Source organism: Mesorhizobium sp. B2-6-1 (assembly GCF_006440475.1).
GTDB lineage: Bacteria > Pseudomonadota > Alphaproteobacteria > Rhizobiales > Rhizobiaceae > Mesorhizobium.
Window position 1 is genome coordinate 1 of sequence record NZ_VFUH01000012.1, and the last position, 14752, is coordinate 14752.

The 14752-nt window shown below is 64.0% G+C and carries 12 protein-coding genes; 2 read left to right on the forward strand and 10 right to left on the reverse strand.

Features of this window, described 5'->3' with window-relative positions:
- Positions 1 to 94: 94 nt before the first annotated feature.
- The 4 genes from FJ443_RS22525 to FJ443_RS22540 form a co-directional block, all read right to left on the reverse strand.
- Complete coding sequence (locus FJ443_RS22525; protein WP_140524933.1) at positions 95 to 1150, reverse strand: succinylglutamate desuccinylase/aspartoacylase family protein; 1056 nt, start codon at positions 1148 to 1150, stop codon at positions 95 to 97.
- A gap of 92 nt (positions 1151 to 1242) precedes the next feature.
- On the reverse strand, positions 1243 to 2421 hold the full coding sequence (locus FJ443_RS22530) for an MFS transporter (RefSeq protein ID WP_140582186.1): 1179 nt from the start codon (positions 2419 to 2421) through the stop codon (positions 1243 to 1245).
- 192 nt (positions 2422 to 2613) lie between these two features.
- Positions 2614 to 3990: an FAD-containing oxidoreductase gene (locus tag FJ443_RS22535; protein WP_140666036.1), complete on the reverse strand. Its 1377-nt coding sequence runs from the start codon at positions 3988 to 3990 to the stop codon at positions 2614 to 2616.
- Positions 3987 to 4448, reverse strand: a complete 462-nt coding sequence (locus FJ443_RS22540; protein WP_140666039.1) for a DUF4126 domain-containing protein — start codon at positions 4446 to 4448, stop codon at positions 3987 to 3989. The genes FJ443_RS22535 and FJ443_RS22540 overlap by 4 nt, the downstream gene beginning before the upstream one ends.
- A 133-nt stretch (positions 4449 to 4581) precedes the next feature.
- Here FJ443_RS22540 and FJ443_RS22545 point away from each other — a divergent pair, with 133 nt between their 5' ends.
- Positions 4582 to 5139 (forward strand): sugar O-acetyltransferase, encoded by a 558-nt coding sequence (locus tag FJ443_RS22545; protein WP_140624194.1) that lies wholly within the window; start codon positions 4582 to 4584, stop codon positions 5137 to 5139.
- 15 nt (positions 5140 to 5154) lie between these two features.
- On the opposite strand, the gene FJ443_RS22550 is transcribed toward FJ443_RS22545, so the two are convergent.
- The gene (locus FJ443_RS22550; RefSeq protein ID WP_140666042.1) at positions 5155 to 6150 is read right to left on the reverse strand and encodes a helix-turn-helix domain-containing protein; all 996 of its coding nucleotides are present in this window, start codon (positions 6148 to 6150) and stop codon (positions 5155 to 5157) included.
- 134 nt (positions 6151 to 6284) lie between these two features.
- Between FJ443_RS22550 and FJ443_RS22555 the strand changes: the two genes are divergently transcribed.
- The gene (locus tag FJ443_RS22555) at positions 6285 to 6929 is read left to right on the forward strand and encodes a cysteine hydrolase family protein (protein WP_140666044.1); all 645 of its coding nucleotides are present in this window, start codon (positions 6285 to 6287) and stop codon (positions 6927 to 6929) included.
- A gap of 69 nt (positions 6930 to 6998) precedes the next feature.
- On the opposite strand, the gene FJ443_RS22560 is transcribed toward FJ443_RS22555, so the two are convergent.
- The 5 genes from FJ443_RS22560 to FJ443_RS22580 all read right to left on the reverse strand — a co-directional run bounded on the left by FJ443_RS22560 (position 6999) and on the right by FJ443_RS22580 (position 14722).
- Positions 6999 to 8678, reverse strand: a complete 1680-nt coding sequence (locus FJ443_RS22560; RefSeq protein WP_140666046.1) for a formate--tetrahydrofolate ligase — start codon at positions 8676 to 8678, stop codon at positions 6999 to 7001.
- Between the two features lie 392 nt (positions 8679 to 9070).
- Positions 9071 to 10195 (reverse strand): DUF2333 family protein, encoded by a 1125-nt coding sequence (locus tag FJ443_RS22565; protein WP_140666048.1) that lies wholly within the window; start codon positions 10193 to 10195, stop codon positions 9071 to 9073.
- A gap of 105 nt (positions 10196 to 10300) precedes the next feature.
- Positions 10301 to 11599: a DUF6638 family protein gene (locus FJ443_RS22570; protein ID WP_140666050.1), complete on the reverse strand. Its 1299-nt coding sequence runs from the start codon at positions 11597 to 11599 to the stop codon at positions 10301 to 10303.
- Positions 11600 to 11641: 42 nt separating this feature from the next.
- The gene (locus FJ443_RS22575; RefSeq protein WP_140666052.1) at positions 11642 to 13552 is read right to left on the reverse strand and encodes an ATP-binding protein; all 1911 of its coding nucleotides are present in this window, start codon (positions 13550 to 13552) and stop codon (positions 11642 to 11644) included.
- Positions 13553 to 13576: 24 nt separating this feature from the next.
- The gene (locus FJ443_RS22580; RefSeq protein WP_140666054.1) at positions 13577 to 14722 is read right to left on the reverse strand and encodes a hypothetical protein; all 1146 of its coding nucleotides are present in this window, start codon (positions 14720 to 14722) and stop codon (positions 13577 to 13579) included.
- Positions 14723 to 14752: the final 30 nt, after the last annotated feature.

Sequence of the window (14752 nt, forward strand, 5' to 3'; positions counted from 1 at the left end):
GTGAACCGCTTCGACGCCAAAACAGAAGCGGACAGATCATGTGCTACCAAACCGGACAACTTGATTAGCTACCGACACTGGATTCGATGGAGGCTCAATCTTCCAGTGTGCCGGACCTTGCGTCGGCGCTCTTCCTGTCGCCCACCAGTTTCAACAGATCCTCGCCGGCGCGGATGATACGGCGCGAGCGCCGGGTCAGGACGATGCCGGCCTGCGGCGCGAACACCTCGGTGCGGCCATCGGCTTCGCCCGGTGCGTGGACGATGACGGCAAGCCGCGTGTCCTTGGCGACGCGGTCGCCGGGCTCCACGTCATAGAGCACGGCACCCGCCCGGGGCGCCGGCATCATGTCGATGTTTTCGAGCGGCGCGACAACCCCGGTGAAGGCACCGGGTGAGGGCAGGGCCGGGTCGGCGACCACGCCGCGCGCCACCAGCAGCCGGTAGAGCCCCGCGGCGTCCGACGCCGCGAACGCGCCATCGACATCGAGGATGCCGCGATATTCGACCGTCGTGACGACGCGCCGGCCGAGCTTCGCCACATCGGCGGGAACGTTCTGATAGGGCATGATCGAGGCGCCCTCGAAAGTGCCGTCCGTGTCTTCACTCCACAGCACCACCGCCTCGACGCCCATGGCGGCGGCGCAGTCGGCCATTGCCGGCCACAGGCTTGTGTGGACATACAGGTAGGAGAGACCCTCGTCGTCGCAATGCAGGTCGAGCACGATGTCGTGGCCGAGCGAAAGCTGCACCAGTCTCGTCTTCAGCCGCTGGTCGGGCGTGCCATGCGCGGTGTCGGGCAGGAGTGCCGTGTCGGGCGCGGCGAGCAGCGGGAAACCGCGGTTGAAGTTGGTGCGCGTGCCCAGATGAAAACGGCCCTGATGTTCGCCGAAATGATACTGGGCGCGGCCGATCGGATTGGCCCAGGGCACGATGGTGATGTCGCCCTTGATGCGCCCCTCCGCCTCGGCCCTGGCCAGCATCGGCATCAGTGCGTCAATGGCGACGACTCCGGGCAGTTCGCCGGCATGAAGTGCTGCCTGCAGGTAGGCCGAAGGCGCGGATTCGTCGGTTCCAGCGAAGCGAAACAGCGGGAATTCGTAGGAAACCCCTTCGCTGTCGCCGGCTATGCGTTCGATCGATTTCTGCATGGGGTCTTTCTCCGTCGAGAGGCGAGAAGACATGCCTCTTCGACTGTGCGCTTGTCGATTGGTCCAGGCTGTCGCGCTATGGGCGCAAGCAGCTACTGCGCGGCAGGTTGAAGAGTGACGACCGGAGCGCGCTGGTCCAGTGCCCGCGAGGCAACGGCTACGGCGACCGCCAGCAGAGCGAGTGCCGCGCCCACCAGCGGCAGGTTGGCATAGGAAACGCCCCAGGAGAGCGCCACGCCGCCGATCCAGGCGCCGCTGGCGTTGCCGACATTGAAGGCGCCCTGGTTCAGCGTGGCGGCAAGGTTCGGTCCCTCGGAAGCGGCTTCCACGACACGGATCTGCAACGGCGGCACGACGACGAAGACGAGCATGCCCCACAGGAAGACGATGCCTATGGCGACACTGGCGATAGCGCCGAACTGCATGAAGCCGACAAACAGGACCGCCAGCAGCAGCAGCGTGCCGATGACCGTCGGCATCAGCTTCCAGTCGGCCAGCCGGCCGCCGATGATGTTGCCGATGGTCATGCCGGCGCCGAACAGCAAGAGCACCCAGGTGACCGCTGAAGTCGAGAGGCCGGACACGTCGGTGAGATAGGGTTTGATGTAGGTGAAGACGGCAAACAGGCTAGCTGAGGCGAGCGCCGCGATCAGCATGGCCAGCCACACCTGCAGCTTGCCGAGCACGCGCAATTCGCCGCGCAAGCCGTCGCCGCTTGGTTCAGTGACATCCGGCGGCACTAGCCAAGCGATCGCCGCGACCGAGATCAGCCCGATGCCGACCACCGCCAGGAAGGTGGCGCGCCAGCCGAAGGCTTCGCCAAGCGCCGTTCCGGCGGGAACGCCGAGGATGTTAGCCAGCGTCAGGCCGGCGAACATCAGCGCGATGGCGCTGGCACGCTTGTTGCGGGGCACCAGGCTGGCGGCGACGACCGAACCGATGCCGAAGAAGGCGCCGTGGCCGAAGGCGGTGAAGACGCGCGCGCCCATCAGCATCCAGTAATTGGGCGCGATGGCGCAGAGCAGGTTGCCGACGACGAACAGTGCGGCCAGTCCGACCAGCACCGGCTTGCGCGGCAGATGCGCGGTGGCCATCGCCACGATTGGCGCGCCGAAGACCACGCCCAGCGCATAGCCCGTGACCAGCAGCCCGGCCGCGGGAATGGTCACGCTAAGGTCGGCGGCGACCTCCGGCAGCAGACCCATGATGACGAATTCGGTGGTGCCGATGCAGAAGGACGCAATGGCAAGCGCAAGGATCGGCAAAGGCATGGGAGGTCCAGACTGAATCGGTTCAAATGGAAACTGCGCGAGCGCCCCATGGCGCACAAGCGCCATTGCCGCAATGCAGCAATGCAGAAAGCGGAGAGCAAAGAGGCACTGGCAGCGGTGCTTATGCCGTGCTGCCTAAACGACCCTGACCGAACCCGGCCGAGCGGCCGAACCGACCGCTGAAGCCGGAGTTCAGACCAGCGGCTTCAACTCCTGGGCGATGGTTGGCAGCAGTTCCGAGACATTGGGGTGGATGTGCATGGCGCGCGCCAGCGTGTCCACAGGCGCCTTGGCATACATCAGGTCAAGCACGCAATGCACGGCTTCATCGCCGCCGGGGCCAAGCACGCAGCAGCCGAGGATTTCCCTTGTGTCAGCGTCGACGAGGATCTTCATGAAGCCTTGCGTCTCGCCTTTCTCGACGGCGCGGCCGACACGGCTCATCGGCCGCTGGCCGACCAGCGCGCGGCGTCCCGACTTCTTCACTGACGCCTCGGTCATGCCGCAGCGGCCGAGCGGCGGGTCAATGTACAGAGCGTAGGCCTCGATGCGGTCGGTGACCTTGCGCGGATCATTGTCGAGCAAATTGGCCGCAACGATCTCGTAATCGTTGTAGGACGTGTGGGTGAAGGCGCCCTTGCCATTGCAGTCGCCCATCGCCCAGATGCCGGGCACGCTGGTGCGCAACTGGTCGTCGACGGTGATGAAGCCGCGTTTGTCGACCTCGATGCCGGCCTGGTCGAGGCCGAGATCGTCGGTATTGGGCGTTCGCCCCAGAGCCAGGAGCACATGCGAGCCGACGGCCGGCGGCTTGCCGGCGGAGAAGGCAACAGCAATATCCTCGCCCTGCCTGGCGAAGCTTATGGCGTCGGCGCCGAGATGGACCGCGATGCCTTCGTTTTCGAGGATCAACAGGATGGCGTCGGACACATCCTCGTCTTCGCGGCCGATCAGCCGCGAGCCCTTTTCGATAATCGTGACCTCCGCGCCGAAGCGGCGGAACATCTGCGCGAATTCGAGCGAGATGTAGCTGCCGCCGACCACCACGAGGTGGCGCGGCAACACGTCGAGGTCCATCATCGAAGAGTTGGTGAGAAAGTCGATGTCGTGAATGCCGGGCAGATCCGGTAACGATGCGCGGCCGCCGGTGTTGAGAAAGATCTTGCCGGCGGTTAGGAGATCATCGCCGACGCGCACCGTGTTGGCGGATTCGAAACGCGCATGGCCGCGATAGAGCGTGCATTTATCCATGTCGGCGATCCAGGTTTCCAGATTGCCGCGGGCGTCGTTCGACACCTTGTCCTTGCGCGCCTTGACCCTGGCATAGTCGACGCCGACCGGGCCGGAGAGGGTCACGCCATAGTCCGCGGCGCGCCGCGCCAGATGCGCGGCATAGGCGCTGGCGACCATGGCCTTGGTCGGCATGCAGCCGGTGTTGACGCAGGTGCCGCCGACCAGCTTGCGCTCGATCAGCGCCACGCTCATGCCGGCCGCGGTCAGCCGGCCGGCCAGCGGAGGGCCGGCCTGGCCGGCACCGATGACGATGGCATCGAAGGTTTTCGCCGTCATGCCACCGCCGCCACGATCAAGAGGCCGCCGACGATCGCGACCGCGTCCTCGATGAAGGCCGCGGGCTGGTCCTTGCCGAAGGCGGCCGCCAACCGGCCGCGCGCCTCCGCGCCGCCGAGCGTGCCGATGACGGCCCCTATGGCGCCGGCGATCAGGCAGGCGATGGTGGCGCCGCCAGTGGCGCCGATCACGGCGCCGCTGAAGGCACCGAGCAGGATACGGGCGCCGAATTGCTGCGGCACCTTGCGGCTCGGCGTCGACGGCAACTGGTCGGTGACCAGCTCGACGATAGCCAGAATAGTGAAAATGCCGACAGCGGCCCAGTGGCTCATGAAGCTTGCCCAGGTGCCGGCAACCGGCAGCCAGCCGAGCCAGGCGCCCCAGGCGACGGCGGCCGGCGCGGTCATGGCGCGCAGGCCGGCAATGACCCCGATCAGAAGTGCAAGAATGTAAAGCATGTTCATCCCCCTCGATCCCGGGCCGGGACAGCCCTGAAAAGGCAGGCTACCATAGGTCCGGTATTTGGCCAGTACTTGCATAGGCGCTCTCTTACGCCGCAACGGTGCGTGGCAATGATGACGGAGGCACCGCATGGCTGAGAGCGAACGCGCAAAAATGGCGGCGGGCGAGTGGTATACGTGCATGGATGACGAACTGGAGGCGCTGCGCGGCGTGGCTGCGGGCGCCGTATTCGAGCACAATTCGCTTGCGCCCCGTCAGCGCGGCAACATCGGGCCTGCCTTGCGGGATCTGCTCGGCGGCGCGGGCGAGGGCGCCCGCATCGAGGCGCCGGTCCACTGTGCCTATGGCTTCAACATCTTTCTCGGGGACGGCGTCTTTCTCAATGCCGGCTGCATCATTCTCGACACGGCAAGCGTGCGCATCGGCAAGGGAACGCTGCTCGGCCCCAATGTGCAGATCTATTGCGCCGAGCATCACAGGGAGGCCGCGGGGCGACAAGCCGGGCTGGAAATCGCCAGGCCGGTCGAGATCGGTGCCGATGCCTGGATCGGCGGCAGTGCCGTCATCCTCGGCGGCGTCAGCATCGGCGAGGGCGCCATCGTCGGCGCCGGCGCCGTGGTGACGCGCGACGTGCCCGCGAACATGACGGTGGTCGGCAATCCGGCGCGGGCGGTCAAACGCGGTTGAGTGCCCGGCGGTCGCTCAGTGCGAAAGCGCGTGCGGCGACCGGTCGCCCTGGTCGGCCCGCCTGGAAAATTCACGCCGGTATTGCGCCGGTGAGGTCCTGAGACGCGCCGAAAAATGCTGGCGTAGCGAAGCGGCGCTGCCGAAGCCGGCCTCGAAGGCCACGACGTCCATCGATTTTTCCGTCGACTCGAGCAGACGCTGCGCCAGTTCAAGCCGTTGCTCGATCAGCCAATCGCCGAAACTGGTGCCGATCGATTTCTGGAAGCGGCGGGTGAAGGTGCGCCGGGTCAGGCCGGCGGCTTCGGCGACGCGGTCCAGGCTGTGCGCTTCGCCGAGCGTCGCGCGCACGGTGTCGAGTGCTTGTGTGAACCTGTCGGTATCGGCGCTCCTCGCCAGCGGACGCTCGATGAACTGCGCCTGTCCGCCTTGCCGGTGCGGGGAGAGCACGATCTGCCGTGCGAGCCGCAGTGCTGCCTCGGCGCCGTAGCGGGCGCGAACGATATGGAGGCAGCAGTCGAGCCCGGCCGCGACGCCGGCCGACGTCACCACGTCGCCATTGTCGACATAGAGCACCTCGGCGTCCACCGCGATGTCGGGATGAAGCTTCTGAAGCCGCTCGGCATAGGCCCAATGCGTGGCCGCACGCCGACCGCCAAGCAGTCCGGCAGCAGCGACTGCGAATGTTCCCAGGCAAAGGCCGACGATCAGGGCACCACTGCGGTGGGCCCGCCGCAATGCCTGGGTCAGCGGTTCCGGCAGCGGGTCTTCGAGATCCCGCCAACTCGGCACGATGACGATGTCGGCGCCGTCGAGCCCCTCAAGCCCATGCGGCGCGGCGACGCTCAGCCCGGCCTCGGTGTGGACGGGCCCGGCCCCGATCGCGCAGATGCGGAAGTCGAAGCGCGGCAGGCCGAACGATGTGCGATCCTCGCCGAACACCAGGCAAGGGACGGAGAGATGGAACGGGCTGATGCCGTCGAAGGCGAGGACGGCGACGATCGGGTGGGTCATGTCTGTGCCAGGGATTTCTGCGCGGGTTATGGCGGATTGTCCCAATTCTTTCGAATGATGTCAATCGGGCCACTTTCGCCCGATGGTGGCGGACCTATGCTCGGGCATCACATCAAGCCTGAAAGGAATGCATCATATCCGAACCAGCCAGCAAGACGCCGCGCCGCGCGCTCGTCGTCGTGGACGTCCAGAATGACTATGACGGCGGCAATCTCGCCATCCAGTATCCGCCGTTCCGCGACAGCGTCGTCAACGTGGCGCGCGCCATGGACATGGCAGCAGCGGCCGGTATCAAGGTGGTGGTCGTCAAGCAGATGGCGCCGGAGACGTCGCCAATCTTCGCCAAGGGCAGCCATGGCGCGGAATTGCATCCCGAGATATCGAGGCGGCCACGCGACCACTATGTCGAGAAGACGCTGCCTTCCGCCTTCACCGGCACCGATCTCGAAGAGTGGCTGCGCGCCAACGCCATCGATACGATCGTGGTGGTCGGCTACATGACGCATAATTGCGACCTGTCGACCATCATCCACGCCGTGCATATGGGCTTTGCCGTCGAGTTCCTGTCCGATGCGACCGGCTCGGTGCCTTACGCCAACAGCGCCGGCTATGCCTCGGCCGAGGAGATCCACCGCGTGGTGACAATCATCCTGCAGTCGCGCTTCGCCGCGGTGCTCAAGACCGCCGAATGGATCGAATGCCTGAAGACCGGCACCTTGCCGGAACGCGACACGATCTTCGGCTCCAACCAGCGGGCACTGTCGCGCAACGCTGCGTAGGAATTTCCGGAAACAGAAAGGGCGCCGCATCGCTGCGGCGCCCTTAGCACTTTTTGGAATTGAGGATTTCTAGAACAGGCCTTCGATCTGGCCGGCTTCGTTGAGGAAGATCTTTTCCGACGACGGCGCCCTGGGCAGGCCGGGCATGGTCATGACCTCGCCGCAGATGATGACGACGAAACCCGCGCCCGCCGAAAGCCTGACCTCACGCACCGGTACGGTGTGGCCGGTCGGCGCGCCGCGCAGGTTCGGGTCGGTCGAGAAGGAATACTGCGTCTTGGCCATGCAGACCGGCAAGTGGCCGTAGCCGGCCTGCTCCCAGGCGTGCAACTGGTCGCGCACCGACTTGTCGGCGATCGCTTCCGAGCCGCGATAGATGCGCTGGACGATGGTGTTGATCTTCTCGAACAGCGGCATGGCGTCGTGATAGAGCGGCGCGAACTGCGAGGCACCGGATTCGGCCAGCGCCACCACTTTCTTGGCGAGATCCTCGATGCCGGCCGAGCCGTTGGCCCAGTGCTTGCACAGGATCGCCTCTTCGCCCATCGAGGCGACATAATCCTTCATCGCCTGGATTTCGCCATCTGTGTCGGAGTAGAAGTGGTTGATGGCGACTACCGCCGGCACGCCGAACTGCCTGATGTTCTCGATGTGGCGGCCGAGATTGGCGCAGCCCTTCTTCACCGCCTCGATGTTTTCCTTGCCGAGGTCTTCCTTCTTGACGCCGCCATTCATTTTCATGGCGCGTACGGTGGCGACGATGACCGCCGCCGCCGGCTTCAGCCCGGCCTTGCGGCACTTGATGTCGAAGAATTTTTCCGCGCCGAGGTCGGCGCCGAAGCCGGCTTCCGTGACGACGTAGTCGGCAAGCTTGAGCGCCGTCGTGGTGGCGACCACCGAGTTGCAGCCATGCGCGATGTTGGCGAACGGGCCGCCATGCACGAAGGCCGGATTGTTCTCCAGCGTCTGCACCAGATTCGGCTGCATGGCGTCCTTGAGCAGCACGGCCATGGCGCCGTCGGCCTTGAGGTCGCGGGCATAGACCGGCGACTTGTCGCGGCGATAGGCGACGATGATGTCGCCCAGGCGCTTCTCCAGGTCCTTCAGGTCGGTGGCGAGGCACAGGATGGCCATGACCTCCGAAGCGACGGTGATGTCGAACCCGGCCTCGCGCGGATAGCCGTTGGCGACGCCGCCGAGCGAGCAGATGATCTCGCGCAGCGCCCGGTCGTTCATGTCCATGACGCGGCGCCAGGCGACGCGGCGGGTGTCGATGCCGAGCTCATTGCCCCAGTAGATGTGGTTGTCGATCAACGCCGACAGGAGGTTGTGCGCGGTGGTGATGGCATGGAAGTCACCGGTGAAATGGAGATTCATGTCCTCCATCGGCACGACCTGCGCGTAGCCGCCGCCGGCCGCGCCGCCCTTGACGCCGAAATTCGGACCGAGCGAGGCTTCGCGGATGCAGATGATCGCTTTCTTGCCGATGCGGTTCAGGCCGTCGCCGAGGCCGACGGTGGTGGTCGTCTTGCCTTCGCCGGCCGGGGTCGGGTTGATGGCGGTGACCAGGATCAGCTTGCCGTCCTTGTTGCCCTTCACCGATTTGATGAATTCGGCGGAGACCTTCGCCTTGTCATGGCCATAGGGCAAAAGGTGTTCGGTCGGGATGCCGATCTTGGCGCCGATCTCCTGGATCTGTTTTTTCTTCGCACCGCGGGCGATCTCGATGTCGGACTTCACTTCTGCCATGACGGCTTTCCTCTGGATTGGACGGTGGAGGGGACGGGTTGATCACTGGTGCATGTTCGATACGCCGCGCGGGCAAGGGCATGTTCTAGCCCTCTCGCTGCCGTGGCGTCAACTTTCATGCAACTATGTTTCCTATGAAGAAAATTCCTCTGCGGCGGGCCGACCTGCCTCCGGTTCTTTCTGGCTCCGCTTGCCGCGCCGTATAGAAGCCAGAGCGGGGACGCGTCCGCCGTCTCAAAACAGCCGCGCAATGCACGGAATGCGACAGACACGGCGGCGCAAATCCGCCATCGCCGGCCTAAAGCGCATCGCGCTTCAGGCATTTGTTTCCATGCATATCGTTCTTCCCAGGCCGGACCACTTTTGGGTGACATGCATTGGGCCGACCGGCCCTACTGCGTCAGCACGTTGCTGATTTCGACCATGTTGGAACGCACCCTGAGCACATAGAAACCCATGGTCGTCAGATGCGTGGGCAGCAGCCAGCCGTCCTCGCGGCCATTGGCGATGATGAAGGGCTGGATGCGCAGCGCTGAGACGAACTGCGCGTCCATCGTATCCCACAGGCTCTGCAGGTGCTTTTCCTTGATGACGTCCTCGAAGTCGGCCTGCGCGCCCTTCATCAGTCCGTAATAGGCGTAGAGCTGGCCATAGGCGAACCAGTAGCGGTCGTCGGCGCGGAAATCGAACCAGCCATTGTTGTGGTTTTCGGCACGTTCCTTGAGGATGGCCGAGGTTGAGCCGATATCGCTGGCGATACGGTCGATATATTGCTTCAGATTGTCGGCGCGGGCATCGAAGGTGGCCTGGCAGGTGGCGAGGCGGGCGTTGAAGGAGCGCAGCTTGCGCACGGCGTCGCGATAATAGCTCGGGGTCGGCGTCTTCGGGCCGAACGGGCTTACACCGAAATACCAGGTGTACTCGTCGAACTGCAGATTGCCGCGCGCATCCTGCAGGTCGGCGTCGATCTGCGATGTCGTGCGCACACGGCCGAGATTGTCGGCGAGCTCGGTCGCGGTGCGGCGCACCGCCTGGTTGATGCCGCGCTGGAACGAGGCCTTGTTGTCCATCCACGGCGTGTTGTCCCAGCTGATGCCGAACAGGCCGAGCTTGTAGAGGATCATCGACGAGATCCAGGCATTCTGGTTGACGTTGAAGTCGGTCAAATCGGCGGCAATCTGGGCGATGCCGGAGTTGCCGCAGGTCCTGGCAGTGTCGGCACCGGCACCGGCGGCTACCTGTTCGCCCGCCGAGATGTTGCGCTTCTCGAACGTGTAGGTGTCGGGATAGCTCGGGTTGAAATTGTTCCACCACTGTGTGGCGTAGAAGAAATTGGCATAGAGGCCGAGCAGCACGAGCAAGGCGAGGCCGAGCACGGCCTTGAGGATCCAACCGCGCTGCGTATACCAGCGCCCGGCCCAGATGAACGGCCACAAGATGACGCCGATCAGAAGCCCGATGCCGCGGCCGATCCATTGGAAAATCCTGACGAAGAAGTTCACGATCGGATCGAGCATGGCTGTGTCACCCCCTCAAAGCGTAATGTCAAAAAGTTGCGGACTTTTTGGATAACATCATGCGCCAAAACAACAAGTTAGAACGAAATGACGGCCGGTTTCGTTCTAGTCAGTCAGGCCGTAAAGGCGCGTGCGGAACGCCACCTTGTCCTTCAGATATGTGGTTTTCAGAATGTCCACAACATGCGATCGCCAGGCGTCGCTGAAGTCCTCATAGTCCTTGTAGAAGCCCTGCTTGTTGAAGACGTAGCGCGAGACGAAGTCCGACGGCACGAAATCCGAGATCAGCCGGTTGGTCAGCCAGGCGTCGGGATGGTCGGGCTTGGCGCGGACCACCAGGAAGCGCTGCTGCGGGAACACATCCTCGATCTTGAGATGGCCGAGCTGGGCAATCTCGCGCTTGGCGGCGTTGAGGAAGGGGAAATTGCCGTCCCTGGTGATCAGGTCGGCATGACCCTGGATCCAGGTCTGCAGCCAGACCTTGTCGACGTCGGTCAGATTGCGGTTCGGCTCGGCGTCGCGGATCAGCGCACGCACCACCATCTCGGCGCGGTGCTCGAGATAGCCCGAGGCTTCGATCCAGGAGGCGCGCGGCAGTTCGATGCGGCCGGTGGCGGCGAGGAACTTGAACACCTTGTCGGCGTCCTTGATCGAGAGATAGCTTACCTGCCACGGCCGCGAGCGGCGGAAACCGGGGGCCGCCGGATCGCTGATGACGGTCGTCATGTCGGGGTCGACGAACACGTAGAGCCCGCCGAAATGGCTGGTCCAGTAGGCGTTGTGGCGGAAGATTACCTGGTCGGGCACCAGCGCGTTCTCGCGGATGTCGCCGCAGATCTTGGCCAGTTCCACCATGCGGGTGAGCATGGCGTTGTCGCGCCAGGCGTCAGGCTCCTGTTTCAGGCGGTCGACGAGCTTGCCGAGCTCCGCGGCCTTGCCCAGCACATCTTCGGCCGACAGCACCTTGAACTCGACTTGGTTGATCGACAGCAGATCCTCGATATCGTTGACCTTGGGAATGGAATCCTCGATCTCGCCGTAGATGACATCCTTGATGGTCAGCGCGTCGATGGCGCGCTGATTCCTGGACATGAACTCGAACATCAGCTGCGAGGTGTTGGAGAAGGCGGTGTGCACCACCGGCAGGTCGATCTGCGACGGCGTCAGGATGATGAAGCGGCGGTTGACCTCATTGGGATCGAGGTAGCCGTAGTCGCCGCATTCCTCCGCCACTTCCGGCGAAAAACCGGTGCGGTCGATCTGGAAGCTCTTCAGCTTGGTGGGCTCGAGGCCGAAGGCGGCAAGCGCCTTGTTGTAGCGCTCGATGAGATGCGGCTCGTCGACGACGAGCAGCCGGCCGTAAATGAGCTCGTTGTCGCGCAGGAGATCGGGTTTGCGGGCCATTATTCCTTCTCCCACAAGGGGAGAAGGAAAGGCCGGAGCGCATCACGCATTCCACAGCCCCTTTTTCTTCATCTCCTCCATCTCACGCGCTGCCCGTTCGCGCAGCCGCGCGTCACGCAGCAGCTTTTCCACGGCGGAGTCGTCGGACTTGTCGGAGTAGCGGAACTCGCTGTCGGCGTAGCGGTTGATCTCCTGCATGACCATGTCCATCGAGAACGGGCCGCGCAGTTGCTCGATCATCACTTTCTTCTCGTCATAGCTCTTGTGCATGAAAACCTCTGGTTTTTCGAACCAGTCGTCGGGAAGCTCGATGTCCATGGCGCGCATCTTGATGGCGTCGGTGACGTTCTTGATGGCGCGGCCGGTGAAGCGCGGCTCGGCCTGCTTGATCAGGTGCAGATAGGTGCCGATGTCGGCCATGGTCTTGGGCGCGCCATTCTCCTTCATGTAGCGCTCATGGACCCGCATCAGCCCGTCCTCCTGCGGCTTCTCGTGCTCCTCATAGGCTTCGGCCACGGCGCGCTGGATCTCCTGCGCGGCGTAGAGTTCGTGGTCGCCGAGCGGGATCTTGTGGTTCTTGCCGGCGAGCAGCACGAAAATGTCGATGTAATCGTCACGCGTCTGCGGCCCGTCGACCAGCCAGCGGGCGCCGGCGCGCTGGCGCAGCGCATCGTCGACATTTTCGGGATAGTTGGAGAACATGCCGAACGAGCAGTTGCCGCGCACCACTGTGGCGGCACCGGCGAAGGCGTCCATCAGCACGCCGGTGATCTCCTGCTGGCCGGCCGAGGCGCGGTCGTCGGAACGGCGCGCCGCCACCTGGTCGATGTCGTCGATGGTGCCGAAGCCGATGACGCGCGGGTTCAACACATTGTTGATGAACTGGCGGCAGTTCTGGCCGGACTTGCCCTGATAGGACGAGATCTGGTCGACGCCGAAATTCTCGTAGGCGAAGGGATAACCGGCGACCTGGCAGTAACCATTGACGAGACCGGCAATCATCTGGATCAGCGTCGTCTTGCCGGTGCCCGGCGCGCCGTCGCCGATGAAGGTGAACAGGAAGCCGCCGAGCTCGACGAACGGGTTCAGCTCGCGCTCGAAGTCATAGGCCATCAACATCTTGGCGAGCTTGACCGACTGATATTTGGCGATGTGGTTGCCGACGACCTCTTCCGGTTTCTTGAAGGTCATCACCAGCGGCCTGGAACGCTTGCCCGGCGCGACGTCGAAGCCGTCGAGCGTGAAATCGTCGGCATCGATGCGGACATGCGCGTTCTCGAACGGGCCGATGCCGTCGAAGCGGCCTTTTCGTGCCAGGAGGCCGTCGATGGCGACACGGGCGAAGGCGCGCGCCCTGGTCATCAGGTCGGCATCGTCGGATGCGCCCGAAATCGCCTTGTCGAGACCGGCCAGGATCGACTTCACCGCGTCCTGCGGCGTGTCGAAGAGGAAATCCGGCTCGGGAATGTCGTTGGGCGCCTCGCCGTCGCTGTCGATGAGCTGGAACAGATAGGAGGACAGGCTGAAGGCGGCAATGTAAGCCGAGGCCGACAGAAGCTTCTTGAACGTGGCGGCCTCGTCGCCTTCGAGGGGAGCGCGGGTGTTCCTGGCCTGCAGGCTTTCGAGATCCGAGCCTTCGGCGAAAACATCCGATATGGCGAGCGCGAGCGCCGTGCCGCGCCGGGCGCGAAACAAAAGTGTGTGCTGCGGGATGGTCAGCAACTGGTCGTCGGGGTGAACGGCGCCGACGGTCTTCGCCAGCTCGACCTCGCGCGTGCGGCGCACCGAACCGACAGAGACGGTGGAGACGAAGCGGCGATTGGTGCCGGCAAGCGCGGAGCCGGAGGAGCTAGACGGGTCTTCCAGCACGACGATGCGGGTGATGAAGCTTTGCGCGGTGGCGCGGTGCTTCTCGATCGCCGCTTCCGGGATGGTGGTCAGGCCGGTATCCATGAAGGTTGCTCCGTGGTGTGACGGTCAGACGTCCGAGATGACCTGTCCGTTGGACAGGATATGGACCTTGTAGCCGGAAAAGATCTTCTGCGCCTCGCCGGCGGCATAGAGCGCCTGGTAGGCCTCGTGCGGGATCAATGCGTGGTTTTCGTAGCTCGACACGCCCTGGCGCGCGGCCTCGAGGTCGTCGGTGTTGATGAAGAACTCCTGCGTCGTCTTCTCGCTCGAAAACAGCCCCTTGCGGCCGGGCTTCTCGCCCTTGGAATAGACCTCCTGGATGGTCCAGGTCAGCAGCCAGGCGTTCTCCGGCTTGCGCACCTTGGCCAGAACCTCGGTCACCGTAGAATTGTTGTCGGTGATCCCGGCCGAATAGAAGGGGCCGAGCACGACGCGCCGAAGCTGCTTGGGGTGCAGCGGCTCGAAGTCCTTGTCGAGGTTGACGGCGATGGTTGCCGGCGACAGTGTGTAGGCCGAGTTCTTTTCGGTGAAATCGTCGAAGCGATGGGCAAGCTCGGGATTGAGCAGGCCATCGACTGGCAATGGAATGTCGATCTGGTCGTTGAGCTTGCCATTGCGGTCGACGAGCTGGCGGATCATGTCTTCGGAGGAATCTTCCACCGTCACCATGTAGACCAGCGGCAGGTTGGCGCTGCCGTCGAAGGTCGCCCAATGGACGAGGTAGTAGGGCCGCGCCGTCTTCGGATTGACGGAAACCTTGGCCGTCTGCGCCAGGGTGAAGGGGCCGAAGGTCTGCTCGCTCTTGACGTCCTCGAGATAAAGCCTCTCGGCCATCGACTTCTGCAGCGCTTGGGGGAATTCCTTGTGGCGCAGGATGAAGTCGGCCATCTCCTCGCGCAATTCGTCGGCCAGCGGGATGTTGGCGAGCCGCGTGTCAGCCTGGCGGCGGTCATTTTCGAGCTCAAGCAGGTTCTGGAACACCGGGAATCCGCTTTCGGCGCGCGAAATGCGGAACGTGTCCATGAAGCCCAGCCGGTTGCGCCAGCAGGAGAACGACTTGTCGAGCCGGGCGATGTATTCCGCGACGATCTTGGCGACGATGCCGTGCCGGTAGAGCGGCGAGCGATCGTCGCGCATGAACACTTCCAGCCCGCTGAGCGCTGCCGTGATTGCCGAGAAATACCGCGCCGCCGCGTCGTTTTCGGAGATCATGCTACTAGCCTCAAGTCGGTGCCAAGCACC

What these genes read in the sequence shown, in the direction of transcription:
- FJ443_RS22525 (WP_140524933.1), bottom strand. Translation starts at nt 1,150, where the DNA reads ATGCAGAAATCGATCGAACGCATAGCCGGCGACAGCGAAGGGGTTTCC.
- FJ443_RS22545 (WP_140624194.1), top strand. Translation starts at nt 4,582, where the DNA reads ATGGCTGAGAGCGAACGCGCAAAAATGGCGGCGGGCGAGTGGTATACG.
- FJ443_RS22565 (WP_140666048.1), bottom strand. Translation starts at nt 10,195, where the DNA reads ATGCTCGATCCGATCGTGAACTTCTTCGTCAGGATTTTCCAATGGATC.
- FJ443_RS22580 (WP_140666054.1), bottom strand. Translation starts at nt 14,722, where the DNA reads ATGATCTCCGAAAACGACGCGGCGGCGCGGTATTTCTCGGCAATCACG.
- FJ443_RS22575 (WP_140666052.1), bottom strand. Translation starts at nt 13,552, where the DNA reads ATGGATACCGGCCTGACCACCATCCCGGAAGCGGCGATCGAGAAGCAC.
- FJ443_RS22540 (WP_140666039.1), bottom strand. Translation starts at nt 4,448, where the DNA reads ATGCTTTACATTCTTGCACTTCTGATCGGGGTCATTGCCGGCCTGCGC.
- FJ443_RS22550 (WP_140666042.1), bottom strand. Translation starts at nt 6,150, where the DNA reads ATGACCCACCCGATCGTCGCCGTCCTCGCCTTCGACGGCATCAGCCCG.
- FJ443_RS22560 (WP_140666046.1), bottom strand. Translation starts at nt 8,678, where the DNA reads ATGGCAGAAGTGAAGTCCGACATCGAGATCGCCCGCGGTGCGAAGAAA.
- FJ443_RS22530 (WP_140582186.1), bottom strand. Translation starts at nt 2,421, where the DNA reads ATGCCTTTGCCGATCCTTGCGCTTGCCATTGCGTCCTTCTGCATCGGC.
- FJ443_RS22535 (WP_140666036.1), bottom strand. Translation starts at nt 3,990, where the DNA reads ATGACGGCGAAAACCTTCGATGCCATCGTCATCGGTGCCGGCCAGGCC.
- FJ443_RS22570 (WP_140666050.1), bottom strand. Translation starts at nt 11,599, where the DNA reads ATGGCCCGCAAACCCGATCTCCTGCGCGACAACGAGCTCATTTACGGC.